The following is a 25,376-nucleotide window of genomic DNA, read 5'->3' as shown; positions in this document are numbered from 1 at the left end:
GCCCGCCCTTCAGGTCACTCGGGCCGTACGGCCCGGACGATCAGGCGCTCCGCGTCCTGGTCGTAGGGCCGGGCGTCGAAGCCGCCGAACACCTCGACCCCGGCGAACCCCGCCGCGCGCACCATCGCGCTCAGCTCGACGGCGCTGTACACGAACCACACCAGGGCGGCGCGGGTGACGGTGTCCCCGCGGACCAGCACCCAGTCGCTGCGCAGCCGCGCCCAGTCGTCGAGGACCGTGTCGGTCTGCACGAGCAGGTCGTCGCCGCGCCGCACCACCTTGGGCGGGGTCACCTTGCGGGCGAGGAGCTCCTTCCCGGCCACGTCGAGCAGCAGGGTGCCGCCGGGCGCCAGGGCGGCGTACATGGCCTCCAGGACGCGGGCGTTGTCGGCGGGGTCCTCGAAGTACCCGAAGGACGTGAACATGTTGAGGACCACGTCGTAGGAGCGCGGCTCCGAGAAGGCGAGCACGTCCTCCTCCACGTAGCGGACCGTCACCCCCTGGTCCGCGGTGCGCTTGCGGGCCCGGGCCAGCATCGCCGCGCTGCGGTCCACGCCCGTGACCTCGTGGCCGCGCACGGCGAGCGGCACGGTGAACACACCCGGCCCGCAGCACAGGTCCAGGATCCGCGAGCCACGGGGGAAGGACAGCAGCGGGGAGGTGGCGAGGAGCTGCTCGGCCTGGTGGTGGCGCTGCTCGGAGAAGAGGAAGTCGTAGAACTCGGTCCAGAAGTCATCGTCCTGGAACCCGCCGGTCCGTGTCATGGGCGCTGAGCGTTCCTTCCGCGTCGGGGTGGTCGGAGCTGTCGGGACTGTCAGGGCTGTCAGGGCTGTCAGGGCTGTGGTTGCCGTGATCGCCGTGGGTGCCGCTGTTGCCGCTGTGGTTGCTGTGGTGACCATCGCGAGGGCCGTCGTGGCCCTGGTCGTACGCGGCGTCCGCGCGGCGCAGGGCCAGCAGTACCGGGGGCAGGACGAGGCACTGGGCGGCGGCCAGGAGCCAGAACAGGCCGGTGTCGCCGCCGCGTTCGGTCAGGCCGTAGAGCTGTCCGCCCAGGAGGCCGCTGGCGCAGGCGCCGAGTCCTGCGGCGAGGCGCTGCCGGCCGAAGATCACCGCCTCGGAGCGCGTGCCGCGGCGCAGCGCCTCCAGGTCGTTCTTGAGGAACAGCACGATGTCGCCGAGGGTGATGAGGGCCCCGCCGACGAGCAGCGCGGGCCGCGAGCCGACGGCGAGGACCGCCATGCCCGCGGCGAGCCCGAGGAAGCCCAGGGCGAGCGCCCGCGGGTAGGGCATGCGCCGGATCGCGTCGGAGGCCAGCGGCTGGACCACGATGACCAGGGCGAAGCACAGCAGCAGGACCACGCTGTAGAAGGCACTGGACGCCCGCTCCACCGCGTACACCGCGAGGTAGTGCTGGAAGTGGAAGTAGAGGTAGAACGCCAGAGCGTTGGCGGCGAAGGGCAGCACGGCCACCGCGCCGCCCCGCCCCGGCCCGGCGGCGGCCGCGCCGGGCCGCTCGCCCGCGGCCGGGGGCAGCCGGGCGTGCCCGGCCGTGACCAGGACGAACAGGGCCGTCACGGCCAGGAAGAGCGCCCCGGGCGCGGACAGGACGAAGGGGCCCGCGACGAGCGGGCCCACGGCCATGCCCGCGTTGAGGGCCGCGTTGCCCGCCGAGAGGAGGGCCGGGCGGTGCTCGTCGGGTACGCCGTGCACCAGGTACGCCTTGTTGGCCGGCAGGTACAGGGCGGCGCCGCAGCAGGTGAGGAGCAGCGCGGCCACGGCGAACGAGGGCCGGTGCAGGGCCAGGAGCAGTCCCGCGAAGCCGGCGGTGCGGATCACCAGGGCCGCCACCATGGTCCGGCGCAGCCCGATCCGGTCGGCGAGGGCGCCGCCGAGGACGCCGCCGGAGAACTGCACCAGGGAGGCGGCGGCGAGCACCACGCCCACCGTGCCGAGCCCCATGCCGAGCCGCTCGTGCAGGAAGACGGACATGAACGGCAGCACCATGAAGCTGCCGAGCGGGATCAGGAACGAGCTGAGCAGCAGGAACCGCGACGAGCCGTCGAGCGACCCGAGCGCGGTGCGCAGGTGCCCGCCCCCGGCCCGCGCCGCCCGGTCAGCCACCGCCGGTCCGCTCGGCGGGGCCGGGGAAGGGCTCGGCGGACCCGGGGAAGGCCTCCGCGGGGCCGGGGAAGGGCTCGGTGGTGACGCGCAGGGCGTTGGCGGCGGCCACGGCGTGGTGGGTGGCCAGTTCCGCCGTCGGGCCCTCCGCGTAGACGATGCCCGCGTAGCCCCGGCTGTCGTCCAGGTGCTCCACGGGGGCCCCGGGGCTCTTGACGGGGAACCAGGCGGGTGAGCCGGGCATGTCGAGGAGCCGGTCGAGGCCCGTGACGCCGGTGTACACGCCCGGGCGGTCCGGGTAGCCGAGCACGAAGGCGACGGCCGGTCCGCCGGGCGGGTCCAGGTCCATGAGGCGGGGGCGGCGGCCGAGCGCGCACTCCACCATCGCCTCGTAGACGTTGACGCCCAGGGCCCGGCACAGGCCCTCGCCGACGAGGGCGCCGCCGATGCGCGGGTTGACCTCCACGACCTCGGGCCCGGTGGCGGTCAGGGCGAACTCGACGTGCGCGAAGCGGTCCGTGTAGCCCACCGCCGCGAGGACGCGGTCCAGCCACCGCTCCAGCTCCGCGTGGCGCGCCCCCGGGAAGGCGACGGGGAACGCGGTGACCTCCTCGCGGAACCGCGGCTCGCGCGACATCAGCCTGCTGGAGACGCCGAGCAGCCGGGTGCGCCCCGCCCACGTGAGCGTCTCGGCGCTGTAGACCGGGCCGGAGAAGTACGGTTCGGCGAAGAGGCGGCCCTTGAGCGTCCGTCCGGCGGCCTCGCGCAGGGCCGCGTCCAGCTCCGCCTCGTCGCGGACCAGCCAGACGTTCTGGCTGCCGGTGCCCGCGGAGTCCTTGACGACGGCGGGCAGTCCCGCGTCCTTGAGCACGGCGTCCGCGAAGTCCACGCGCCCGTCGCCGGGGAGGGCGGCGGAGTCCACGGCGCGCGCCCTGGTCAGGCCCGCCTCGTGCAGCCGGTCGCGTACGGCGGCCTTGTCCCGGCTCAGCCGCAGCACGGCGGCGTCCACGCCGGGCAGGCCGAAGCGCGCGGTGAGCTCGGCGCCGACCAGCGTCCAGGTGTCGGTGGAGCTGATGAGGCCGCGCAGCTCCGGCACGCGGCCGAGGCGGTCCGCCACCTGTTCCGTGTCGAAGGTGTCGACCTGTACGACGTCGAGCGCCGTCGGGGGCAGCCGGTCCAGCTCGTAGGCGTAGTAGGCGGGGTCGCCGGTCAGCAGGCACAGTCGCTCCCCGAGGGCGTCGGCCGCGCGCACCAGGTGGCCGAGGCCGAAGGTCAGGGACTCCAGGCAGACCACGGTCACGCCGTCGCCTCCTTCCAGTGGGGCGGGCAGGGGGTGCGGTTCCAGGCCATCGTCGACCAGGGCATGGTCATGTCCTCGACGGTGTCGACCTCGACGGGCTTGAGTGCCGCCACGTCCAGGGCCTCGGCGTGCCGGGCGTAGACGCCCTGGACGTAGCGGTGACCGGTGTCGGCGCCGATGACGAGGTGGAGCCGGTCGGGGTGGCGCCGCGCCTCATGGGCGGCGGCCAGGTAGGCGGCGCCGGTGGACAGGCCCGCGAAGACGGCGTGGGCGCGCAGCAGGGCGACCGAGCCGGACAGGGCGTGGGTGAAGTCCAGCCAGTGCACGGCGTCGTAGAGGTGGTGGCGGACGTTGTCGAAGGGGATCGAGGAACCGATCCCGGCGATGATCGCCTCCGGGTCGTGGTGGTCCTGGCTGCCGAAGGTCACGCTGCCGAAGGGCTGCACGCCGACGAGGCGCACCGCCGGGTCGCGGCGGCGCAGGTGTTCCACGAGGCCGCCGGTGGAGGCGCCGGAGCCGACGCCGCCGACCACCGTGAGCGGCCGGTCGGGCACGGTCGCGGCCACGAGGTCGGCGACCTCCCGGTAGCCCGCGTAATGGATGTCGTCGTGGTACTGGCGCATCCAGTGGACGTCGGGCCGCGCGGCGAGGATCTCGCGCACCCGCCGGACGCGCAGGCGCTGGTCGAGCCGGAGGTCGCGGGAGGGCTCGACCTGCTCCACCGTGGCGCCGAGGATCTCCAGTTGGACGCGGGTGGTGGCGTCGACGGTGGTGGACGCCACGATGTGGCAGCGCATGCCGTAGCGGTGGCAGGCCAGGGCCAGGGCGTAGGCGTAGATGCCGCTGGAGCTGTCGACGAGGGTCTGGCCGGGGCGGACGACACCGCGGTCGAGGAGCCGGCGGACCGCGCCGAGCGCGGAGTAGATCTTCATGGACTCGAAGCGGAGCAGCACCATGCCGTCGGTCAGGCGGATGAGGTCGGGGGTCTTCAGGGCGTCGGCTATGTGGGGGTGGATCACCCATATCCTCCTCGGGCGAATGAGCACTGGTGGCCGAGCGAGCAGAAGAAGGCGGACAGCTCGTCCTTGAGCGCGGGGGCGGGGCGGTGGGCGAAGAGGTAGCCGACGACGGAGCCCGTGTGGGCGACGAAGACCCCGTCGGCGCCGAACTCCTCCCGGTGGGCGAGGACCGCGTCGAAGCACCGCTTGGGCAGGACGTCCTGGGAGAGCGCGGCGCTGGTGGTCGCCGCCCGGGCGACGGCGCACGGGTCCGTCGCCGCGAAGCCCTTGAGCAGGTCGGTCAGGCAGCGTTCGTACTCCTGGGCGCGGCGCCGGTAGTGCGGCAGGAGCAGCGGGGTGACCGCGGCCGTGTCCACGGTGCCGGTCTCGGTGACGTACGCCGTGTGGAAGCCGACGGCCGTGCCCAGGCGCCGCACCACGCGGTGCCGGCCGCTCAGGTGCAGCGCGAACTCGTCGAGGAACACGCTGTCGGCGCGCTCGATCGCGGCGAGGACACCGAGGACCGCGTCGGGGTCGTAGGGCAGCGCGAACACCCGGAACAGGCAGCGCAGGGTGGCGACGACGTCGGCCGTCGAGCTGGCCATGCCGACGCCGACCCGCAGTTCGGAGTGGGCGCGCCAGCTGCCCCGGGGGAGGGTGAGGCCGTAGCGGTCGAGGAAGAGCCGGACGGCCGTCGCCGACTTGTCCCCGAGCGGGTGCGGGCCGGGTTCGCCGGGCCCCGGGGTGAAGTGCACCCAGGAGTGGCGGTCGACGGGGAACGACACCAGCGCGATGTCGGGGTCCGGGCCGGGCCGCAGGGGGCCTTGGTAGAGCTCGCCGAGGGTGCCGTGGCAGACCCCGGACGAGGGGCGCGCCGAAGGACCGGCGCGGTCGGCCCGCGCCGCGTCCCGGGTGCCGGGCGTCCGGCGCCCGTCGTTCGCAGCTCTGCCCTGCACAGCACACCCGCCCTCGAGGTCACCGTGAACAACGCGTACGGGTGGCGCACGCGCACAGCGGCAGGTCTTCGGACTCGGGGGCGTGTCCCCCGCCTTCGGACGAAGGCGCGGGGGCTCCTACTGGCCGTCGCTTCCCGGGGCCGGTGTCCGGCCCCAGTGCGCCTGACGGCGTTCGTTCCCTCTCACCGCTGCGGGGCAGTCCCGGATTCCCACCGGGTTCCCTCTTACGACGCGCCACCGCGGACGGTGGCGCGAACCGACTGCGCACATCAGCGTAGAGGCGCCGCCGCTCCGGCGACAGGGCGTCTCCGCAGACGGCTGGTTATGGCCGAATGCCGCCCTCCGGGTGCCGGGCCCCGGACGCGGCGGCGGGGCGGGGCGAACGGCCGGCGGTGTGCGGTCGGGAACGTCAGACGGCGACCACGCAGTTGTCGGAGCTGTGGGTGCCGTGGACGGTGACGATGCCGGCCGTGCCGTCGCCGAAGAAGCGGGCGAGCACGCCGGCGGGGCGGCCGCCGAAGAGGAGGGGGCCGAGGACCGGCGCGACGTCGGCGTCGTACACCTCGTCCGCGCCGTCGGCGGCCAGGGACAGCCGGCAGGTGCGCGGGGACACGAAGTCCTGGACGATGCTCGTGCCCTCCTCGGCGGCGGCGGTCACCGCCGTCTCCCACTCCGCCGGACCCGTCTCGCGGCCGATGACGACCTGTTTGCCGCTCATCCCGATGCTCGCCTTGAGGACCAGCGACTCGCGGTGGTCCACGGCGTACCGGACGAGGTCGACCTTGCGGTCGCCCCGGTGCGTGAAGCGGTGGGACAGCACCCGCGTCCACGGGAGGTAGCGGTCGACCAGGGCCTGTTCGGCGGCGCTCATCCACGGGCGGCCCTCCGACAGGTGCCCCATGGTGAGCTTGCTGGAGAGGAAGGTGGACGTCTGGGTGCCCACGAGCAGGCAGCCGTGGTCCAGGGCCGCCTGTACGGGCGCGGTGTCGATGCCGAGTTCGAGCCAGTCCGGGATGGTGAAGTCCCGCAACCCCACCTGGTAGCGCAGGTGCGGCGGGCAGTCCCAGGCCTCGTGGAGGTCCTCGGGCTCGAAGAAGCGCGCGGTCAGACCCCGGCTCGCAAAGTACTCGGTCTGCATGTCGAAGTACCGGGTCTCGCCGCCCTGGTCGCGGGCGCTGCCCAGCACCGCGACGCGGGGCGCCACGCCCAGTTCCGCGCACACGTCGCGGAACATCTCGGTGCGCACGGCGAAGGGGTCCTGGCTGCTGAACGGCAGCCTGCCCTGCTCGTCGGCGTACAGTTCGCGCCAGACCGCGAGGCGGGAGTGCACCTCCACCGGGCCGCCGAGCGCCCCGCTGACGTTGAACTCCAGGAACTGCGGGCCGTGCGGGCCGATCACGATGTCCGGGCGGGTCACGCAGTCCGCGTACCGCTCCTCGAGGAACGGGTCGGCCATGAAGAGCCGGTGCTCGCTCTCCGGCATGCGGTAGGCGGCAAGGCGGCCCTGCGTGGTGGCTGCCGTCTCCAGCGCCGTGCGGCGCACCAGGTCGAGCAACGCGGCGGTCACCCGGAACAGTTCCGCGTACGACGCGCGCGGCAGCGCGACGGGCGCCGCGGGCAGCAGCCGCTGGTAGGGCCAGCCGGTGTCCCGTATCGCGTGTTCCAGCATCCGGCGGACGGCGGCCGGGGGCACGTCCGGCGGAGCGAGGCGGTGGTCGCCGAACCACGGGTGTCCCGACGGCGCCTGCGTGCCGGCCTCCACGAGCGCGCTCATACGCTTCCCCCAGTCCTTCCGGGTGCGCTTGGGCCACCGCGGGATCGATATCGATATGGATGACATGTGCCCAGGTCAGCCCGGCGCTCGTCTGCGATATGGATAGCGTACAGTCGCATCGCACGGCAACCGCCGTATCACATAAGGGAGTCCGACGCATGACGTTGCGCCGCATCCGGGACAACGAGTACGTGGAAGAGCACGGCGGGGACTACGAGGACTTCGAGCCCGGCATGCTGATCCGGCACTGGCCGGGCCGGACCATCACCGAGACGGACAACACCTGGCTGACCCTGCTCACCATGAACCAGCACCCGCTGCACTTCGACCGCGCCTACGGCGAGGGAGCCGAGTACGGCAGGGTCCTGGTCAACAGCGGGATCACCCTCTGCCTCGTCGGCGGCATGACCGTGCAGGCCCTCTCCGCGCGGGCCGTGGCCAACCTCGGCTGGGACAAGGTCCGCCTGAAGGACCCGGTGTACGTCGGCGACACGCTGTACGCCGAGAGCCGGATCCTCCACAAGCGGCTGTCCGCGTCCCGTCCGGGGCAGGGGATCGTCACGGTGGAGACGACGGGCAAGAAGTCGACCGGGGAGGCGGTCATCGTGTTCGAGCGCTCCTTCATGGTGCGCTGCCGCGAGACGTCCCACGAAGCTCCCCGGTCGCACGACATCCCTCAGCCGGGCACGGCCCCTTCGCCGCACGAGGCCTCGTAGAGCGCCGCGGCGGCGGCCGTGTCCTCGATGGCCATGCCGACGCCGCGGAACACCGAGGTACGGCCGTCGCCCGTCGCCGTCCCCGCCACCAGCGCGCCCAGCTCGACCAGGTCGTGTTCGCGGATGAGCCCCGCGGCGAGCGCGGCCCGTACCTCGGCGGCCTCCTCGACCGCCGCGGTCCGCTCCTCCACCACGACGAACGCGTCCGCGAGCAGGGCAGGTTCGACCTCGACCGCGTCCTCATGGGTGCCGCCGATGACGTTGAGGTGCGCGCCCGGGGCTATCCAGTCGGCCGCCACCAGGGGCGTGCGGTCGCTGGTCGAGGTCGTCGTGCAGACGATCTGGGCGTCCCGTACGGCGTCCCTGGCCGTGTCGCACACGGTCACCTCCACGGCGGCGGGCCCGCTCTCCCGTACCCACCGGGCGAACTCCTCCGTGCGGGCCCGGGTGCGGGAGAACACGCGGACCGAGCGGACCGGGCGGACCGCCGACACCGCCCGCACCAGCGCCCGCGCCTGCACCCCGGCCCCGATGACGGCGAGGTCCTCGGCGTCCTTCGGGGCGCACAGGCGGGTCGCGAGGGCCGCGACCGCGCCGGTACGGACGGCGGTCAGCTCGGCGCCCTCCAGCAACGCGCTGACCTGACCGGTCTCCAGGTCCGTCAGCACCACCACCCCGTGGATCAGCGGCAGGCCGCGATCGGGGTTGTCCGGGGTGAGCGTGGTGATCTTGACGCTGCCGACCCCGTGCCGCTCCCAGACCGCCGTCCCGGCCAGCAGCTCCCGCTGCGGGCCGTGCTGGACGACGGTGCGGGACGGCGAGGCGGTCCTGCCCGCCGAGAGGTCGGCGAACGCGTCGGCGAGGGTGTCGACGACCCGCAGCAGCCGTGCCTCGCCCGCCATGTCCTCGGCGGTGATCATCAAGGGGTGCCTCATGCGGCCTCGCCGTCCTTACGGGTGCTCAGGTCGGCGACGACGTCGACGATCAGGTCCTCCTGCCCGGCGATGGCCTGGCGCCTGCCCAGCTCGAAGAACACGTCGCGGGGGTCGACGCCGGCGCGCTCGGCGCGGTCGAGCACCTGGTGCTTGAACCCGGAGAACACCCCGGCCAGGCCGCTGACGATGCTCAGTGAGCCGGTGACCGGAGGTGCAGGCATGAGTTCCCGCTCCGCGAACTCGGCGGCGTCGAGTAGCGCGTACAGATCGATCCCGGTGCGGAACCCGGTGCGCTCCAGGACCGGGACGAGCACCTCCAGCTGGGTGTTGCCCGCCCCGGCGCCGAAGCCGCGTGCGCAGCCGTCGATGATCGTCGCGCCCGCCGCGGCGGCGGCCACCGAGTTGGCGACGGCCATGCCGAGGTTGTTGTGCCCGTGGAAGATCACGGGCACGTCGACGGCCGCGGCGATGGCGCCGATCCGCTCGGTGACGTCCTCGGGCAGGAAGTGGCCGGCGGAGTCCATGATGCCGACCGCCTGCGCGCCGTACGCCACGGCGTTCGCCGCGTGCTCGGCCAGCTCGGCCGGGGTCGCCATGTGGCTCATCATCAGCACGCAGTGCGCCTCGGCGCCCTCGGCCCGCAGGAACTCCAGGTGGCGCTCCGCCAGTGAGGTCTCGGTGCAGTGCACACCGATACGGAGGACGTCGGCGCCGTGGGCGACCGCCTTGCGCAGATCGGCGGAGGTGCCCCAGCCGGGCAGCATGAAGACGCCCATCCGGCTCGTGGTCAGCGCCTCGCGCACGGTCGACAGCATCTCGTCGTCGCTGACGGCGGACCGCCCGACCTGGAGGGACGAGGCTCCCAGGCCGTTGCCGTGGCCCACCTCCACCACCGGGACCCGCGCGGCGTCGGCGGCCTCCGCGTAGCCGCGCAGCGCGGCGGCGCCGAGCTGGTGCCGTACCGCGTGCTGGCCGTCGCGCAGCGTCGGGTCGTGGATCGTCACGGCGTTCATCGGCCCGCTCCCGTCCACGCCGCCGAGGAGAGCCTGGCGGCGTGCTGCTCGGCGACCATGACGGCGGCCGAGTTGATGATGTCCAGGTTCCCGGCGTACGGCGGCAGCACGTCGCTGGCCGCCATGACCTCCAGGGAGACGGTGACCCGGTCCCCGCTCACCGCGCAGGCGACGGCCTCGTAGCCGGGCTGGACGGCCCGGACCCGCTCGGCTGCCGCGGCGACGACGCCGCGCACCGCCTCGGCGTCGGCTCCCGGGACGACCGCGTGGACGGCCGTGCGGAAGGGCGCCGGGGGGACGGCGGGGCTGATGTTGAGGACCGCCTTGGTGTCGCGCACACCGGAGAACGCCGTGAGGGCGTGCTGGGTGGTGGCCACGTACTCGTCGAGGTTCAGCCGGGTCGCGCGGCCCGCGATGGTCGAGGCCACGGTGGAGACGACCTCGATGTACGTGACGTCGAACGCGTTCGCGAGCGCGTGCGCGATCGGCACCGACGCCTGGCCGCCGCAACTGACCAGGTTGACGTTGCGCACCGTCGGTGCCTGGGGGCCGGTGACGGTCGGCACCACCATCTGCCCGATCTTGCTGGGCGTCATGTCGATCAGCAGCGTGCCCAGCGGTTCGAGCAGCCGCCAGTGTTCGGCGTGCGCCATGGCGTTGGTGGCGTCGAAGACGACGTCGAAGGCCTGGGGCGCGGCGAGGATCGCGTCGATCCCGTCCGCCGACGTCGGGCAGCCCAGCTCGGCGGCGTACCGCAGGCCCGCGGAGCCGGGGTTGCGCCCGACCACCAGGGCGCAGTCCAGGACGTCGGAGCGGTGCGCCTTGCTGACCAGGTCCTGGCCGATGGCTCCGGTGCCGATGACGGCCACGGACAGGGGGCGCACGGTCCCGGGCGTGACGCCGGTGGTGTCGTCAACGACGGTCATGGGCCGCCTCCTCGCTGTCGTTCCCCGCGCTGCCGGCGCGGCGCCCGAATCGCTGTGCCCACGCGTCCCCGAGCGCCACCGTCGTGCGGGCCATGCGGGCGAAGGGCGGGCCGACCATGTCGCCGTCCAGGATCGTGACCCCGCCGTCGGCCGCCTCCACCGCCGCGGTGACGCGCCGGGCCCGGCGCACCTCCTCCGGGTCGGGCCGCAGGGCCTTGTTGATGGCGTCCAGCTCGGCCGGGTGCACGGTCGCCTTGCCCTGGAAACCCAGCTCCTGGGCGCGGGCGATCTCCTCGGCCAGCGCCGCCGGGTCGCCGAGCCGGAAGTTGGCGGTGTCGATGCAGGCCGTGCCGTGGCGGGCGCAGGCCATGGCCATCGCCTGCCGTGCCGCGAGCATGTTCGCCCAGGTGATCTCGACGCCCAGGGTGGCGGCCAGGTCGGCGGAGCCGAGCACCAGACCGTCGGCGGCCTGTGCGATCGCGTCGAGGTCGGCGACGGCCTGGGGCGTCTCGACGGTCACGTAGATCTGCGGGCGCACGCCCGCCGAGGCGAGGGTGTCGCGCGCCAGGGTGACCTCGACCGGGGAGTCGACCATGGTCATCACGACGAAGCCCGGGGCGACCGGGCACTCGGCGAGCATCAGCAGGTCGTGCACCGCCTGCAGGGTGCCCAGCTCGTTGACGCGCACGGCCACGTTCGCCGGTTCGGGGGCCTTCTCCAGGGCTGCCCGGCACACGGCGCGCGCCGCCGTCTTCTGCTGCGGCGGGACCGAGTCCTCCAGGTCGATCAGGTGGAGGTCCGCGTCGTACGACCACGCCTTGACGACCTGGTCGAGGGAGAGCGCCGGCGTGTACAGGATGCTGCGGGGGACGGCCCGGGCCGCGCCCGTCACCGGAGTGCCTCGGGCGCGGGCGGGCCGGCCGGGCGGGCGCCCACCTCGGCCAGCACCTTGCCCAGGTCGCGGATCTGCTGCTCGGTCTGGCCCGCGCGCATCATGACCCGCAGGCCCGCCGTACCGCGGGCGACGATCGGGAAGAACACCGGGGAGACGTAGAAGCCGGCCTCGATGACCCGGCGGCCCGCCTCGATCACGGTGGCGTCGCTCATCGGCACCAGCCGGATCGGGAAGGTGCTGCCGGCCTGGTCGGTGTGGATCAGCGAGTCGAACAGCTCGATGTTGCCGTAGAGGCGGTTCTGCAGCGTGGTCAGCTCGTCGGTCCGGTGGATCTCCGCCGAGGCGAGGCCGGCGCCGACCGACGCGGTGTCCAGCAGCTGGGAGTAGTTCAGGGCGCCGCCGAAGCGCTCGATGATGCGCAGCGTCTTCTTGGACTGCCCGTCGAGCACGACCGCCGCGCCGCTGGTGCCGAACGCCTTGTTGAGGGTGACCACCGTGATGGTGCGCTCGTCGGGGGCCGGGTGGTGCGTGCGGACGTAACCGATGCCCCGCTCGCCGTACGCCGACAGCGAGTGCGAGTCGTCGTAGTAGACCAGCAGGCCGTACCTGTCCTGGAGTTCGGCGAGCTCCTTGACCGGCGCGTAGCCGCCCAGGCTGTCGCTGCCGTCGCAGACGTAGGCGACCTGGGCGTACTTCTTGCACATGTCCTCGATGAAGTCGAGGTCGTGGTGGCGGGAGGTGACGACCTCGGTCTCGTCCGCGCAGACCGGCTTGACGTTGGCCATCGACACATGGGCGTTCTTGTCGAAGATCATCAACGGCCGGGTGCCGTTGCCGAGGTGGCCGGAGGCGATCAGCGGGAGCAGGCCGAAGGTCGCGGTGCTGGCGGCGATGGAGCAGACGACCTGGCCGCCGAACAGCTCACCGAGCGAGATCTCCAGCTCCTGCATGGCGGGGATCTGGACCCGGCTGCGGGCGATGCAGTGGTCGAGCACGCCGTAGCGGCGCAGTGCGTCGACGGCGCCCTCGATCACCTTGGGGTGGGAGTCGAGGTCCAGGTAGGAGCAGCAACTGAAGTTGACGAACTCGTGGCCCGCGGGGATGAAGTCATGGCCTTCGGTGGCACGCAGCACGCCCGTGTCGGCGTCGTAGTCGGCGACGATCCCGGCGAGGCCGTGGCGTTCCGACATGTCCCAGAACTCGTTGCCGATACCGATCAGCTTGTCGTTGTTGCGGTACCGGTGTGCGGGAGTGATGGTCTGGCGCTCGGTCATGACGTGGTACCCGCCGGTTCGTAGTTGTAGACGCCCTTGAGCTTGCGGTAGATCGCGGTGTAGACGGCCACGCCGAAGACGTACGGGCGGCGGAAGATCTTGGCGTCACGCATCCAGAAGTTCATGTTGATGTTCATGTCGTCCAGCGACTCGGCCTGGTGCCACCAGCCGAGGGGCAGGTACAGCATCTCGCCGGGCCTGAGGACCAGTTCGCGGCGCTGGGCGAGCTTGGACGCGAGCTTGGGGTAGCGCGCCCAGTCCACGTCGTCGAAGTCGAAGACCTGCGACTTGTCGCCGAACCCGCGCCTGAGGGACCTCGGGTAGTACTCCCAGAAGCCCGGCGGCGCCAGGACGAACCGCTTGCTGCCCTCCAGGCAGATGTTGAAGTTCTCCAGCTCGTCGAAGTGGCTCTGGGTGAACACGCCCTTGTGGCTGATCCACAGGTTGGCGGCGTTCATGGGGCCGCGGTAGTCGAAGAGCTTCCCGGCGTCGAAGCCGAGGATCGCGTTGACGTCGGCCGGGCTCTCACGGAAGTTCGAGACGATGCGGTTCCACGTCTGCGGGTCGTTCATGTACCGGTCGTCCTCGAAGAACTCCCGGAGCCTGATCTCCCTGGTGGTCCACCGCTCCGGGTTCTGCTTGTTGCCCGGCTCGGTGAACAGCGTGACCTTCATGTCGCCGAGGCGCTCGGCCACACCGTCGCGCCCCAGGCCCTGGGTGCCCTTCGGCAGGGTGATGACCACGGGGACGTCGGCCCGGATGAGGGCGTCCCGTCCGAAGGCCAGGAACTCGTCGAACGAGATGCGGGGGACCTGTAGGCCTCCGATGCCGCCTCGCCCGGACACAGAATGCGCTGTATTCACAACCCTGTCCTTGTTCTTCACTGTTCCGCTGTTGTCATTTCCGGAGCCGGCCGCGCGGCCGGCTCCCCCTTCCGCAGCACCGGCTGTCCGACGAGGCTCGCCACCAGGGCGACGAGTCCGCCGGCGGCTCCCGCCCAGGCGGCGTGCGCGGAGGTGTTCAGGTCGGCCAGTTGCCCGCCGACGGCCGTGCCCGAGGCGATACCGAGGGCACCGAAACTGTTGAGCCACGAGAACGCCTCCGACAGGGCTCCCTTGGGAGCCACCGACTGCAGGAGCGTGCTGCCCGCGATCAGCGCGGGCGAGACCGCGATGCCCGCGACGACCGCGAGGACGGCCATCACCCAGAGGGAGTCCGCGAAGGCCAGCGGGACCGCGCTGAGCATCAGCACACACGTGGTGCCCGCGAGCAGCCTGCCCTGCGAAACGCGCCAGTTGACGGCGCCGTAGGACACCCCGGCGACGAGGCTGCCGACGGCGATGAGCGCCAGCAGCACACCGCCGAAACCGGACTCCGACCGCTCCTGCGCGAACGCGATCATCGTGACGTCGATCGCTCCGAACAGGAACCCCATCCCGGCGTAGGAGATCATCAGCACCCAGACCCCGGGCACCGTGATCGCCCGCCGCGGTTGCTCGCCCGGTGTGTGGGCGCTCATCGGCTCGGACCGCCCGTGCAGCGCGACGAAGACCGAGCCGGTCACCGTCAGGACCGCGCAGGCGACCAGCCCTCCCGCCGGGTGTGCCGACGAACTCAGCACGGTGACGAGCAGGGGCCCGAGGAGGAAGATCGTGTCGTCGAGCATGGACTCCATGGCGTACGCGGTGCGCAGCGCGGTCTGGTCGACAAACGCCGCCCAGCGCGCCCGCATGAAGCCGGTGAACGAGACGGAGGTGCATCCGGTGACCACGGCGGCGGCCACCATGGCCCACAGCGGAAGCCGCAACCCGACCGCCACCAGCAGCAGGGTCATGCCGACCGCGTGCCCGAGGCAGGTGGTGAGGAGGACTTTCCGCTGGCTGTGCCGGTCGGCCAGACGTCCGAGGAACGGAGCCGCCACCCCCTGGGAGACGAGCATCGCCGCCGCCACCGTGCCGGCGTCGCCCAGCGATCCGGTGACGGCCGAGATCAGCATGAGACAGCCGATGGAACGCATGGCGATGGGAAAACGACCGACCATGCCCCAGAAAGCCAGCGAACCGGCGCCAGGGGATTTCAGCAGGCGCCCATAGGACTTCAGCCCGGAATTGGACGGCGACGCACCCTCGGACACAACGCTCCTGTCAGCGCAGAATGACGACGTGAGGAAAAGTCCTCGAGAAGGAGATCAGGAAATCCTGCGCTGAGAAAAGCCGTCCGCCGCACGCCCAGAATCCGACTGCTGCGAATCCGACTGCTGCGCGTCAGTGGCGCGAACCCCCCGTTCCGCCGTCATGCTAGGTCGGCCCTGACAGGGTGTCAACGGATCGAACCCACTCGATACCGCACACCGGGCCGCATACGATATCGGTCAAAATGCCGCTACCCGGAGTGATTCGAATATTCGGGACGGAGCACCCTTCGGGTTCTCCCTTACGATGGCGGCCAAACGCACACGACCAGCGGCGGTCGTGCGCAAAACCGAGGAGGCGGCGTGACCGAGCGGACGCTCGACGGCCATGGAAACGAGAACCACGAGCCCGGCCAGGAGTTCTCAGTCCCGGAAACCACGGACGGCGCGGAGAGCGAGGCCATAGAACAACGGAAGAACGGTCTGGAGCGGGATGTGAGCGAGCAGCTCGCCGAGAACATGAGGCAGGGCTGGGCCGACACCGAGCGGACCGACCTTCAGCCGATCCCGCAGGCGCAGCACACCGCACGCCGTCGTGCCGCGCTCTCCGCCCGCTTCCCCGGCGAGCGTCTGGTGATTCCGGCCGGCAACCTGAAGGTCCGCGCCAACGACACCTTCTACCGCTTCCGCCCCTCCTCCGACTACACGTACCTGACGGGGGATCAGACCGAGGACGCGGTCCTGGTTCTGGAGCCCGTCGAGGACGGCGGCCACGAGGCCACCGCCTACCTGCTGCCGCGCTCCGACCGGGAGAACGGCGAGTTCTGGCTCTCCGGCCACGGCGAGCTCTGGGACGGCCGCCGCAACAGCCTCACCGAGAACGAGCGGCTCCTCGGCCTGCCCTGCAAGGACGTCCGCGAACTCGGCGAGGCGCTCCGGGAGGGCACCGGCCCGGTCCGCCTGCTGCGCGGCTACGACGCCGCCATCGAGGAGGCCCTGACCGACAAGGTCACCGCGGAGCGCGACGAGGAGTTCCGCGTCCTCCTCTCCGAGATGCGCAGGGTCAAGGACGACTTCGAGGTCGCCGACCTGCGCTTCGCCTGCGAGGCCACCGCCCGCGGCTTCGAGGACGTGGTCCGCTCCCTCGACCAGGCGCAGGCCACGTCCGAGCGGTACATCGAGGGCACGTTCTTCCTGCGCGCCCGCGTCGAGGGGAACGACGTCGGCTACAGCACGATCGCCGCCGCCGGTCCCCATGCCACCACCATCCACTGGGTACGCAACGACGGGGCGGTCCGGGACGGTGAACTGCTCCTGCTCGACGCGGGTGTGGAGACCCGCAACCTCTACACCGCGGACGTGACCCGCACCCTGCCGATCAACGGCCGGTTCACGCCGTTGCAGCGCAAGATCTACGACGCCGTGTACGAGGCCCAGGAGGCCGGCATCGCGGCGGTGCGGCCGGGCGCCCCGTACCGGGACTTCCACCAGGCCGCCCAGCGCGTCCTCGCCACCAGACTCCACGAGTGGGGCCTGTTCGGCGACATGGACCTGGAGAAGGTCCTGGAGCTGGGGCTGCACCGCCGGTGGACCATGCACGGCACCGGCCACATGCTCGGCCTGGACGTGCACGACTGTGCCGCCGCCCGGACCGAGATGTACGTCGAGGGCGATCTCGAGCCGGGCATGTGCCTGACCGTGGAGCCGGGGCTCTACTTCCAGGAGGACGACCTGACGGTGCCGGAGGAGTACCGGGGCATCGGCGTGCGCATCGAGGACGACATCCTCGTCACCGAGGACGGCAACGAGAACCTCTCGGCCGCGCTGCCGCGGCAGGCGGACGAGGTCGAGGCGTGGATGGCCGCGCTCCGTTCCTGACGCACGCGGCGCGGGCCGGGGCGGTCACCGCTCGCCCCGGCCCGCGCCCCGGCTCACTCCCCCGACAGCTCCTGGCGGACGGTGCGGGCCGCGGCGACCAGGTTCTCCAGGGAGGCGCGGGTCTCGGGCCAGCCACGGGTCTTCAGGCCGCAGTCGGGGTTGACCCACAGGCGCGCGGCGGGGATGGCCGCGAGGGCCTCGCGCAGCAGGGCCGCCGCTTCCCCGGCGCTCGGCACGCGCGGGGAGTGGATGTCGTAGACGCCGGGTCCGGCCTCGCGCGGGTAGCCGTGCGCGGCCAGTTCGCGGGCGACCTGCATGTGGGAGCGGGCCGCCTCCAGGCTGATGACGTCGGCGTCCAGGTCGTCGATGGCCCGTACGACATCGCCGAACTCGGCGTAGCACATGTGGGTGTGGATCTGGGTGGCGTCGCGGACGCCGCCGGTGGTCAGGCGGAACGCCTCGGTGGCCCAGGCCAGGTAGGCGGGCCGGTCGGCGGAGCGCAGCGGCAGCGTCTCGCGCAGCGCGGGCTCGTCGACCTGGATGACCGACGTGCCGGCGGCTTCGAGGTCGCGCACCTCGTCGCGCAGCGCGAGCGCGACCTGGCGGGCGGTCTCCGCGCGGGGCTGGTCGTCGCGGACGAAGGACCAGGCGAGCATGGTGACGGGCCCGGTGAGCATGCCCTTGACCGGCCGGTCGGTGAGGGAGGCGGCGTAGGAGGTCCAGCGCACGGTCATCGGCCCGGGCCGGGAGACGTCTCCGGCGAGGACGGGCGGCCGCACGTAGCGGGTGCCGTACGACTGGACCCAGCCGTGCTGGGTGGCGAGGTAGCCGGTGAGCTGTTCGGCGAAGTACTGGACCATGTCGTTGCGTTCGGGCTCGCCGTGCACCAGGACGTCGAGCCCTGTCTTCTCCTGGAAGCCGATCACGTCCCGGATCTCGGTCCTGATGCGTTCCTCGTAGGCGGCGGCGTCGACGCGTCCGGCGCGCAGGTCGGCGCGGGCGGCGCGCAGGCCCGCGGTCTGCGGGAAGGAGCCGATCGTGGTGGTGGGAAGGAGCGGCAGGTCCAGGTGCGCGCGCTGGGCGCGGGCCCGCTGCGCGTACGGCGCCGGGCGGCGGCTGTCCGCGGCGGTGACGGCGGCGGTGCGGGCGCGCACCGCCGGGTCACGGGTGATCGGGGAGGCGGCGCGGGAGGCGAGGTCGGCGCGGTTGGCGGCGAGTTCGGCGGCGATGGTGTCGGGGCCCTGGGCGAGGCCGCGGGCGAGGGTGGCGACCTCGATGGCCTTCTGCCGGGCGAAGGCGAGCCAGCGCAGGATCTGCGGATCGATGTCGCGCTCGGGGGCGGTGTCCAGCGGCACGTGCAGCAGCGAGCAGGACGCGGCCACGTCGACCCGGCCGGCGAGGCCGAGCAGGGTGCCGAGCGTGCTCAGTGAGCGCCCCAGGTCGTCGATCCAGACGTTGCGGCCGTCGACGACGCCCGCGACGAGGCGCTTGCCCGGCAGCCCGCCGACGGCGGCGAGTCCGTCGAGGTTCGCGGCGGCGGCCCCGGTGAAGTCGAGCGCGAGACCGTCGACCGGTGCCTCGGCGAGCACGGGCAGGGCCTCGCCGAGCCGGTCGAAGTAGGAGGCGACGAGGAGCCGGGGCCGGTCGGTGAGGGCGCCGAGGTCGCGGTAGGCGCGCGCGGCGGCGTTCAGCTCGGCCCGGCTGCGGTCCTGGACGAGGGCGGGCTCGTCGAGCTGCACCCACGCGGCGCCGGCCGCGCGCAGATCGGCGAGGACCTCCGCGTACACGGGCAGCAGCCGGTCGAGGAGGGTGAGCGGCTCGAAGCCGGGGTCGACGCCGGGGGCGGGCTTGGCGAGCAGCAGGTAGGTGACGGGCCCGACCAGGACCGGGCGGGGGGTGTGACCCAGTGCGAGGGCCTCCGTCAGCTCGGCGACCTGCTTGCCCGAGTCGGCCGTGAACACCGTGTCGGGCCCCAGCTCGGGCACCAGGTAGTGGTAGTTGGTGTCGAACCACTTGGTCATCTCCAGGGGCGCCGCGTCCTGGCTGCCGCGGGCCATCGCGAAGTACCCGTCGAGCGCGTCGGCGTCGAGGGCCGCGCGGTGGCGGGCGGGGACGGCACCGACCATGACGCTGGTGTCCAGGACGTGGTCGTAGTACGAGAAGTCGCCGGTCGGCACCTCGTGGATCCCGGCCTCGGTCAGCTGTCGCCAGTTCGCGCGGCGCAGCTCTTGCGCGGTCCGGGTCAGGGACTCGGCGGTGACCCGGCCCTTCCAGTAGCCCTCGACGGCCTTCTTCAGCTCCCGGTTCCGGCCCTGGCGGGGGTAGCCGTACACGGTGGCCCGTGCCGCCGCGGCTGCGGACTTCGCTGTCACGTGACTCTCCTTCGCGAGCGTGTCTCGTACGGTCCCGGCGGCGGGACGAGGGGACGCGCCGCGGAGCACGTGCGCGCGAACGCGCGAAGGGGTGACGGACCGGTCGGGCCACGGCACGCCGGAATGCGTGGCTGCCCGCCGGATGTGGTCGCCGACCCGCCCTCGAGGTCACCGGGATGTCCGCGCGCGAGGGTCCGCGCACGGGCAACGGGCAGGTCTTCGGACTCGGGGGCGCGTCCGACGCCTTCGACCGAAGGCGGGCGGACTCCTACTGGCCGTCGCTTCCCGGGCCCGGTCGGGCCCAGTGCGTATGACGGCGGTCGTTCCCTCTCACCGCTGCGGGGCAGTCCCGGATTCCCACCGGGTTCCCTCTTACGACGCGCCCGTCCGGCTGACGGGGCGAACCAGTTGCCCTGCCAGCCTAGTTGCCCCCGTGACGCGGGGGAACAGGCGTTCACATGGCGGACGGTTCACAGAGCGGGCGGGGCGGCAGGCTCCCCCGGGTGGCGCCGTCCCTTCGCGCCGCCGCCCCCTCGACCGCCGTACCGGTCCCGCGGGGAGCCGTCGCGCGGCGCGCCGCCGTGCCGCCCGGGCGTCACAGCGCCGTGCGGGACAGCCAGTGGTCGAGCAGCGCGCGGTCCCCCGTCACCGTCACCCGGTCGTCGTCCGGCGGCAGGCGGCGGGTGAACACCAGCAGGAGGTCCGTCACCGCGCCCGACACCACCACGTCCGCCGCGACCGGCCCGCGCTCCCACCGCGGCGCCCCGGGTTCCCTGGTGACGACCCAGCCCGCCCCGGTCCCCGGCCGGAACCCGATACGGGCTCCGTGGCCGCGCAGTCCCGCCACCTCCGGCCGGACCGCCTCGAAGCCGGGCGTGCACACCAGGTCCATGTTCTCGCTGAGCACGTCGGCCGCCAGGGCGTCGGCGACCTCGAACGGACGGTCCGTCGCGCGGGCCGCGTCGTAGTGGTGGACGCAGGTGTCGCTCACCACCCTGCGCAGCCAGAAGGACACCGGCCGGGGCCCGAAGAACGTTCGGGTCGCGGTGTCCGCGCCACTCTCCCCCACCGCACGGACCAGGTCCTCCGCGCCCTCGCGCAGCCACCGCCCCCACGCGTCCGGGGCGCCGGGGTCGGCCTGGAGCGGGTTCGGGGCGGGCAACTGCCGCCGCTCGCGCACGAGTTCGGCCGCCCACCGGTGCTCCTGGCCGACGTGCCCGACGAGGGTGCGCAGGGACCAGTCCGGGCACGTGGGCACCCGCGCGTCCGGGTCCTGCCCGGCGACCGCGTCGGCGAACGCCGTGGTCTGCTCGCGCAGGGCCGCCACGAGCTGCGCGGTGCCCAGCTCCCCCGTCTCCCCCGCCTCCCCCGTCTCCCCCGTCCACGTCGCCCGGCGGTCGGCGGGCCGGTCCGCCCCCGTCCCCGTCCCCGTCCCGTCGGTCTCGTTCACCCCGGCAGATCCGTTCATGGTGCGTGATCCCTTCGTTCCCGGTGGTCCGTCCACCTCGGCAGCCCCCGCGCCGGGGACGCCGGTACCGTAGGAACTCCAGTCCGGTGGAGGTTCAAGTGCCGCTGCTCGACGACACGTTCGGGATCGGTGAGGTGGCCCGGCTGGCCGGTCTGCCGGTGCGGACGGTGCGCTTCTACTGCGACGAGGGCCTCGTCGACGCGGTGCGCTCCGCGGGCGGGCACCGCAGGTTCGACCGGGCGGCCGTGGAGCGGCTGCGGCTGGTCCGGCGGCTGCGGGGGCTCGGGCTCGGGCTGTCCGCCGTCCGGTCCGTGCTCACCGGGGAGCGCGCGGTGGCCGAGGCGGTGGCCGCCGAGCGGGCCGCGCTCGACGCGCGCCTCGCGGAGCTGTCCTGGCGGCGGGCGTCGCTGCGCGCGGTCGAGGAGGCCGGTCCCGCCGACCGGGCCGCCCGCCTGGAGCTGCTGGCCGCGGTGGCGGACGGGCGGACCGCCCGGGACGCGCTGCTCGGCTTCTGGCGGCGGGCGCTGGGCCCCCCGGTGTCCGAGGCGCTGTTCGCCGCGGTCGTGGCCGAGGCCGTGCCGGAGCCGCCCGCCGACCCGACCCCGCGCCAGGTGGTCGCGTTCGCCGAGCTGTGCGCCCTCGCCGGGGACCGGGCGCTGACCGGTGGGCTGCTGGCCATGGCCCGCGCCGACGCCGCGCTGGTCGCCGACGAGCGCGAGCTGCTGCGCGGGCTCGGCGAGGCGTGCGCCCTGGCCGCGCCACTGGTGCGGGCGGGTGAACCGCCCCGCGCGGGCCCCGCGCTCGACCGGTTCGTGGCGGCCCACGCCGCGGTGCGCGGCGGCAGCGACACGCCGCGGTTCCGACGGGCCCTGCTGGGCCATGTGGCCGCCGACCGCGTCCCGGGGATGCGCCGCTACTGGCGCCTGGTGGCCGAGGCGGGCGGCGGCCCGGCCGCCCCCGGCGTGGCCCACCTGTGGCTGACCGACTCCCTGGAGCGCTCGCTCGACCCGGCGCGCGCCGCCTGACGTCCCGGACCGGCGCGTGGGCCCGGCCTCACGCCCCGGCCCGGGGCGTGGACCCGCCTCGCCCCTGCTCGGGCCCGCGCCGCGGCGCCCGGCGGCGTGCGGCCGGGCGGGCCCGCCAACGCCGTCGCTGACCTGTCCGGGCGACACCCGTGCCGTCCGCGTGTGGGGGCGCGGCGACCCGGCCATGGCTGGATCATGGCCGCCTTGCCGCGCATCGACCCCATGCTCGCCTCCACGGGCCCGCTCCCCCCGCCGCGGGCCGAGCACCTGTGGAGCGCGGAGACGAAGTACGACGGGCAGCGGGCGGTGGTGTACCTGGCCGGGGACGGCTCGGTGCTGCTGCGCTCGCGCTCCGGGGCCGACATCACCGCGGCCTATCCCGAGTTCGCCGGGCTCGGCGGCAGTGTGGGTGCACCGGCGGTCCTGGACGGCGAGATCGTGGTCCTCGACGAGCGCGGCAGGCCCGACTTCGCCCGCCTCCAGCCGCGCATGGGCCTCGCCGCGTCCCCGGGGCGCGCGGCGCGGCTCGCCGCCGAGGCCCCGGCCCACCTGGTCCTCTTCGACGTCATGTTCCTCGACGGCCGGCTCCTGACCGGTCTGCCCTACGCCGAACGGCGCCCGCACCTGACGCGCCTGGTGCCCCCGGGGCCCTCCTGGTCCGTGCCGTCCTCGGTGTCCGGGCGCAGCCGGGAGGCGCTGGAACTGACCCGCTCCCTCGGCCTGGAGGGCATCCTCCTCAAGCGCCTCGACTCGGTGTACGAGCCCGGGGTGCGCTCGCGCGCCTGGGTCAAGGTGCGGAACGTGCGTACCGTCGACGCGGTCGTCGGCGGCTGGCTGCCGGGCCAGGGGCGGCTGCGCGGGCTGCCGGGCGCGGTCCTGGTGGGCGAGGTCCGCGACGGGGCGCTGCGCTACATCGGCGCGGTGGGCACCGGCTGGAGCGAGCGCGAGCGCGCCCACCTGGCCGAGCTCCTCGCCGTCGCCGCCCAGGACACCTGCCCCTTCACGCCCCCGCCCCCCGCGCGCGGCACCGAGGTCCACTGGGTGCTGCCCCGCCTCGTCGCGGAGATCAGCTACTCCACCCGCACCCGGACGGGGCTGCTGCGCCAGCCGGTGTGGCACCGGCTGCGCCCGGACCTGGCCCCCGGCGACGTGGACACGGGTGAGGCGCACTGAGCCGCGGAGGCGGACGGACTAGGGCGGAGGCGGGGTGATGCGGGACGAGGGCGGGTCGGCGAGGTCGCGCGGGCCCGGCAGTCCGGCGGGCGTCGCCGCCCGGTGTTCCTGCGGCGGGGCGGGGCGCAGGGCGAAGGCGGCGAGCGGGCCGGGCAGCCACCAGTTGGCGCGGCCGGCCAGCGTCATGAGGGCGGGTACGAGGACACCGCGTACGACGGTGGCGTCGACCACGGTGGCCAGGGCGAGCCCGACCCCGGCCACCTTCAGCGGGGTCACCTGGGAGGTGGCGAGGGCGCCCATGGCCGCCGCGACGGCCAGGGAGGCGGCCGTCACCAGCCGCCCCGTGCGCCACAGCCCCGCGGTGACCGCCTCGGCGGTGTCGCCGAGCACGGCGTACGCCTCGCACACCCGCGAAAGCAGGAACGTCTCGTAGTCGATGGACAGGGCGTAGGCGACGACCAGGACGAAGACGACGATGGCACCGTCGAGGTGCCCGGTGACGGTGAAGTCGCCCACCAGGCCGCGCAGATGGCCGTCCTGGAATACGTGGACCAGGCACCCCATGCAGGCGGTGAGACTGAGGCCCGCCACCGCCACCGCCTTGAGCGGGATCAGCAGGCTGCGGGTGAACAGGGCCAGGAGCACGAAGGTGACGGCGGCCGTCAGCGCGCAGGCGCCGGGCAGGGCGCCGACGAGGGCGTTCCCGGTGTCCACCGTCCGCACGGCCTCACCGGTCACCGGGGCGTGGCCGCCGGGCGCGGGCAGCGCGCGCACCGCGCGGACGAGCCGCGCGGCCGGGGCGGTGTGGGGTGCGTGGCGGGAGTCGACGGTCAGCAGGGGGCCGCCGGGGGTGGCGAAGCGCCGGCCGTGCTGCGGCGGCAGCGGAGTGTGCGCGCGGCCGCGGTAGGTGCCGGTCACGGTCCGCACCTCGGCGGCTCCGGGCAGCGCGGCGACGCGGCGGGCGTACCGGTCGAGCGCCACGGCGGGCGTGGACGGCGGCAGGCCGATGAGCACCTGCCGGGCCGGCGGGCGCGGGAAGTCCTGTGCGACGGACCGGGCGACGGCATGCGGCTCGCTGTGCGGAGGCAGGACCCGGGCGTCGCTGATGCCGAAGGCGGCGTGCGCGGCGGGCAGGACGCACAGGCCGAGCAGCCCCACGCACACGGTGAGCCAGAGGACCGGCCGGCGGCACACCGTGCGGGCCACCCACCGCCACCACAGTCCCTCCGTCGCCGTCCGGTCGGCTCCGCCCCGTCGCACCCGCAGCCGGGCGAAGACGTCGAAGCGGTCCAGGTGCGGGGCGAGGACGACGAGCAGCGCGGGCACGACGACGACGGTCGCGGCGGCCGACAGCAGCACCACGGTGATGCCCGCCCAGGCAAGCGAGCGCAACAGGCCCAGCGGGAACAGGAAGAGGGAGCACAGGGACAGGGCCACCACCGCGGCCGAGACCAGGACGGTGCGCCCCGCGGTCGCGACGGCCCGGGTGACCGCGTCGGCCACCGCGAGCCCGGCGGCGCGCTCCTCCCGGAACCGGGTGACCAGGAACAGGGCGTAGTCCACGGCCAGTCCGAAGCCCAGGGCACTGGTGATGTTCGCGGCGTAGGCGGACACCTCCGTGACGTGGGCGAGCAGGCTGAGCGCCGCCAGCGTGCCGGCCACCGCCACCGCGCCGGTCAGGAGCGGGACGACGGCCGCCACCAGGGAGCGGAAGACGAACAGCAGGACGAGGGCGGCCAGGGGCATCGCGATCAGCTCGGCGCGCAGCAGGTCGCGCCGGCTCTCCCGCATCGCCTCCACGGCCGACCAGGCGGGACCGCCCGCCGTCACCGTCAGGTTCCCGTGGCGCCCCGTCACCTCGGGCACGAGGGTGTCGGCGGCGCGCCACGCCCGGCCCTCGTCCTCCCCAAGGTCGACGACGATCAGGGCCGAGCGCCCGTCGCGCGAACGCAGCGCGGGGTCCGCGGTCCGCCAGTACGAGGAGGTGTGCACCACGTCCGGGAACCGGTCGAGTCGGCGCTCCACCGCCCGGGCGCGCCGGGCGACGGAGCTGTCGTCGACTCCCCCGGCCGCGTCGGTGCGCACGAGCAGCACCAGGTCCGGGGCGCTCACGGCGTAGCGGCCGCCGAGCACGGCGTTGTCCCGCGCGAAGGCCGAACCGCTGGGGACGAGGCCGCCGTGGGTGAGGCGGTCGAGCCCGGTGGCGCCGATCGCGCCGGCCAGCAGGGTCACCAGGGCGGCACCGGCGAGGACGAGACGCGCCCTGCGCAGGCACCACCGCAGGGCGGCGGCCGGAGCGTCGCGCCGCGGCCCGCGCCCGTCCGGCGGCGAAGGGCTTCGTCGCGGCATGCGATACGCCTTCCGGCAGGGCGGAACCGGTACGCGTACCACCGTCCGCGAGCTGTTGTCCGGGTGTACAACGGC

The 25,376-nt window shown here is 73.8% G+C and carries 20 protein-coding genes and 2 riboswitches; of the genes, 4 read left to right on the top strand and 16 right to left on the bottom strand.

What is annotated here, in order from left to right; all coding sequences use genetic code 11:
* Positions 1 to 14: 14 nt before the first annotated feature.
* The 6 genes from QK440_RS04945 to QK440_RS04920 all read right to left on the bottom strand — a co-directional run bounded on the left by QK440_RS04945 (position 15) and on the right by QK440_RS04920 (position 7,146).
* Positions 15 to 764: a class I SAM-dependent methyltransferase gene (locus QK440_RS04945; protein ID WP_282791710.1), complete on the bottom strand. Its 750-nt coding sequence runs from the start codon at positions 762 to 764 to the stop codon at positions 15 to 17.
* Positions 733 to 2,121 carry an MFS transporter gene (locus QK440_RS04940; protein WP_282791709.1) on the bottom strand — a complete coding sequence of 463 codons (1,389 nt, stop codon included), beginning with the start codon at positions 2,119 to 2,121 and terminating at the stop codon, positions 733 to 735. Before QK440_RS04940 ends, QK440_RS04945 begins: the two co-directional genes overlap by 32 nt.
* Positions 2,114 to 3,418, bottom strand: coding sequence for an ATP-grasp domain-containing protein (locus QK440_RS04935; protein ID WP_282791708.1), 1,305 nt, complete (start codon positions 3,416 to 3,418; stop codon positions 2,114 to 2,116). Before QK440_RS04935 ends, QK440_RS04940 begins: the two co-directional genes overlap by 8 nt.
* Entirely contained in the window at positions 3,415 to 4,437 is a 1,023-nt protein-coding gene (locus QK440_RS04930; RefSeq protein ID WP_282791707.1) for a pyridoxal-phosphate dependent enzyme, read from the bottom strand. Before QK440_RS04930 ends, QK440_RS04935 begins: the two co-directional genes overlap by 4 nt.
* Complete coding sequence (locus QK440_RS04925) at positions 4,434 to 5,372, bottom strand: hypothetical protein (protein ID WP_282791706.1); 939 nt, start codon at positions 5,370 to 5,372, stop codon at positions 4,434 to 4,436. Before QK440_RS04925 ends, QK440_RS04930 begins: the two co-directional genes overlap by 4 nt.
* A 41-nt stretch (positions 5,373 to 5,413) precedes the next feature.
* A riboswitch (cobalamin riboswitch) is annotated at positions 5,414 to 5,629 on the bottom strand.
* 152 nt (positions 5,630 to 5,781) lie between these two features.
* Positions 5,782 to 7,146, bottom strand: coding sequence for a hypothetical protein (locus QK440_RS04920; RefSeq protein WP_282791705.1), 1,365 nt, complete (start codon positions 7,144 to 7,146; stop codon positions 5,782 to 5,784).
* Positions 7,147 to 7,304: 158 nt separating this feature from the next.
* Between QK440_RS04920 and QK440_RS04915 the strand changes: the two genes are divergently transcribed.
* A complete protein-coding gene (locus QK440_RS04915) occupies positions 7,305 to 7,862 on the top strand; it encodes a MaoC family dehydratase (RefSeq protein WP_282791704.1) in 558 nt (185 codons plus the stop codon).
* Here the strand turns inward: QK440_RS04915 and QK440_RS04910 are convergent.
* From QK440_RS04910 to QK440_RS04880, 7 genes are read right to left on the bottom strand one after another with little or no spacing between them, the layout of a single operon-like run.
* A complete protein-coding gene (locus QK440_RS04910) occupies positions 7,823 to 8,797 on the bottom strand; it encodes an ornithine cyclodeaminase family protein (protein ID WP_282791703.1) in 975 nt (324 codons plus the stop codon). The genes QK440_RS04915 and QK440_RS04910 overlap by 40 nt on opposite strands.
* On the bottom strand, positions 8,794 to 9,810 hold the full coding sequence (gene dmpG, locus QK440_RS04905) for a 4-hydroxy-2-oxovalerate aldolase (RefSeq protein WP_282791702.1): 1,017 nt from the start codon (positions 9,808 to 9,810) through the stop codon (positions 8,794 to 8,796). Before dmpG ends, QK440_RS04910 begins: the two co-directional genes overlap by 4 nt.
* The gene (locus tag QK440_RS04900; RefSeq protein ID WP_282791701.1) at positions 9,807 to 10,736 is read right to left on the bottom strand and encodes an acetaldehyde dehydrogenase (acetylating); all 930 of its coding nucleotides are present in this window, start codon (positions 10,734 to 10,736) and stop codon (positions 9,807 to 9,809) included. Before QK440_RS04900 ends, dmpG begins: the two co-directional genes overlap by 4 nt.
* Positions 10,723 to 11,628, bottom strand: coding sequence for a CoA ester lyase (locus tag QK440_RS04895; protein ID WP_282791700.1), 906 nt, complete (start codon positions 11,626 to 11,628; stop codon positions 10,723 to 10,725). Before QK440_RS04895 ends, QK440_RS04900 begins: the two co-directional genes overlap by 14 nt.
* Positions 11,625 to 12,905 carry an aminotransferase class I/II-fold pyridoxal phosphate-dependent enzyme gene (locus QK440_RS04890; protein ID WP_282791699.1) on the bottom strand — a complete coding sequence of 427 codons (1,281 nt, stop codon included), beginning with the start codon at positions 12,903 to 12,905 and terminating at the stop codon, positions 11,625 to 11,627. Before QK440_RS04890 ends, QK440_RS04895 begins: the two co-directional genes overlap by 4 nt.
* Entirely contained in the window at positions 12,902 to 13,750 is an 849-nt protein-coding gene (locus QK440_RS04885) for a cupin-like domain-containing protein (protein ID WP_282791698.1), read from the bottom strand. Before QK440_RS04885 ends, QK440_RS04890 begins: the two co-directional genes overlap by 4 nt.
* A 35-nt stretch (positions 13,751 to 13,785) precedes the next feature.
* Complete coding sequence (locus QK440_RS04880; RefSeq protein ID WP_282791697.1) at positions 13,786 to 15,039, bottom strand: MFS transporter; 1,254 nt, start codon at positions 15,037 to 15,039, stop codon at positions 13,786 to 13,788.
* Between the two features lie 459 nt (positions 15,040 to 15,498).
* On the opposite strand from QK440_RS04880, the gene QK440_RS04875 reads away from it, so the two are divergent.
* Entirely contained in the window at positions 15,499 to 16,914 is a 1,416-nt protein-coding gene (locus QK440_RS04875) for an aminopeptidase P family protein (protein WP_282791731.1), read from the top strand.
* Between the two features lie 53 nt (positions 16,915 to 16,967).
* Here QK440_RS04875 and metE read toward each other — a convergent pair whose 3' ends face one another.
* A complete protein-coding gene (metE, locus tag QK440_RS04870) occupies positions 16,968 to 19,286 on the bottom strand; it encodes a 5-methyltetrahydropteroyltriglutamate--homocysteine S-methyltransferase (RefSeq protein ID WP_282791696.1) in 2,319 nt (772 codons plus the stop codon).
* Between the two features lie 192 nt (positions 19,287 to 19,478).
* Positions 19,479 to 19,710, bottom strand: a riboswitch (cobalamin riboswitch).
* A 171-nt stretch (positions 19,711 to 19,881) separates the two neighbouring features.
* Entirely contained in the window at positions 19,882 to 20,754 is an 873-nt protein-coding gene (locus QK440_RS04865) for a maleylpyruvate isomerase family mycothiol-dependent enzyme (RefSeq protein WP_282791695.1), read from the bottom strand.
* An 86-nt stretch (positions 20,755 to 20,840) separates the two neighbouring features.
* Between QK440_RS04865 and QK440_RS04860 the strand changes: the two genes are divergently transcribed.
* Both QK440_RS04860 and ligD read left to right on the top strand, forming a co-directional pair.
* Positions 20,841 to 21,779, top strand: coding sequence for a MerR family transcriptional regulator (locus tag QK440_RS04860; RefSeq protein WP_282791694.1), 939 nt, complete (start codon positions 20,841 to 20,843; stop codon positions 21,777 to 21,779).
* Positions 21,780 to 21,974: 195 nt separating this feature from the next.
* On the top strand, positions 21,975 to 22,952 hold the full coding sequence (gene ligD / locus QK440_RS04855) for a non-homologous end-joining DNA ligase (protein WP_282791693.1): 978 nt from the start codon (positions 21,975 to 21,977) through the stop codon (positions 22,950 to 22,952).
* An 18-nt stretch (positions 22,953 to 22,970) separates the two neighbouring features.
* Here ligD and QK440_RS04850 read toward each other — a convergent pair whose 3' ends face one another.
* Positions 22,971 to 25,301 carry an MMPL family transporter gene (locus tag QK440_RS04850; protein WP_282791692.1) on the bottom strand — a complete coding sequence of 777 codons (2,331 nt, stop codon included), beginning with the start codon at positions 25,299 to 25,301 and terminating at the stop codon, positions 22,971 to 22,973.
* Positions 25,302 to 25,376 lie beyond the last annotated feature (75 nt).

The sequence above is a fragment of the Streptomyces sp. CC224B genome (genome assembly GCF_030010595.1).
Lineage (GTDB): Bacteria > Actinomycetota > Actinomycetes > Streptomycetales > Streptomycetaceae > Streptomyces > Streptomyces longispororuber.
The sequence above is the reverse complement of the archived record's forward strand: the minus strand, read 5'-3'. Positions and strand labels throughout refer to the sequence as shown.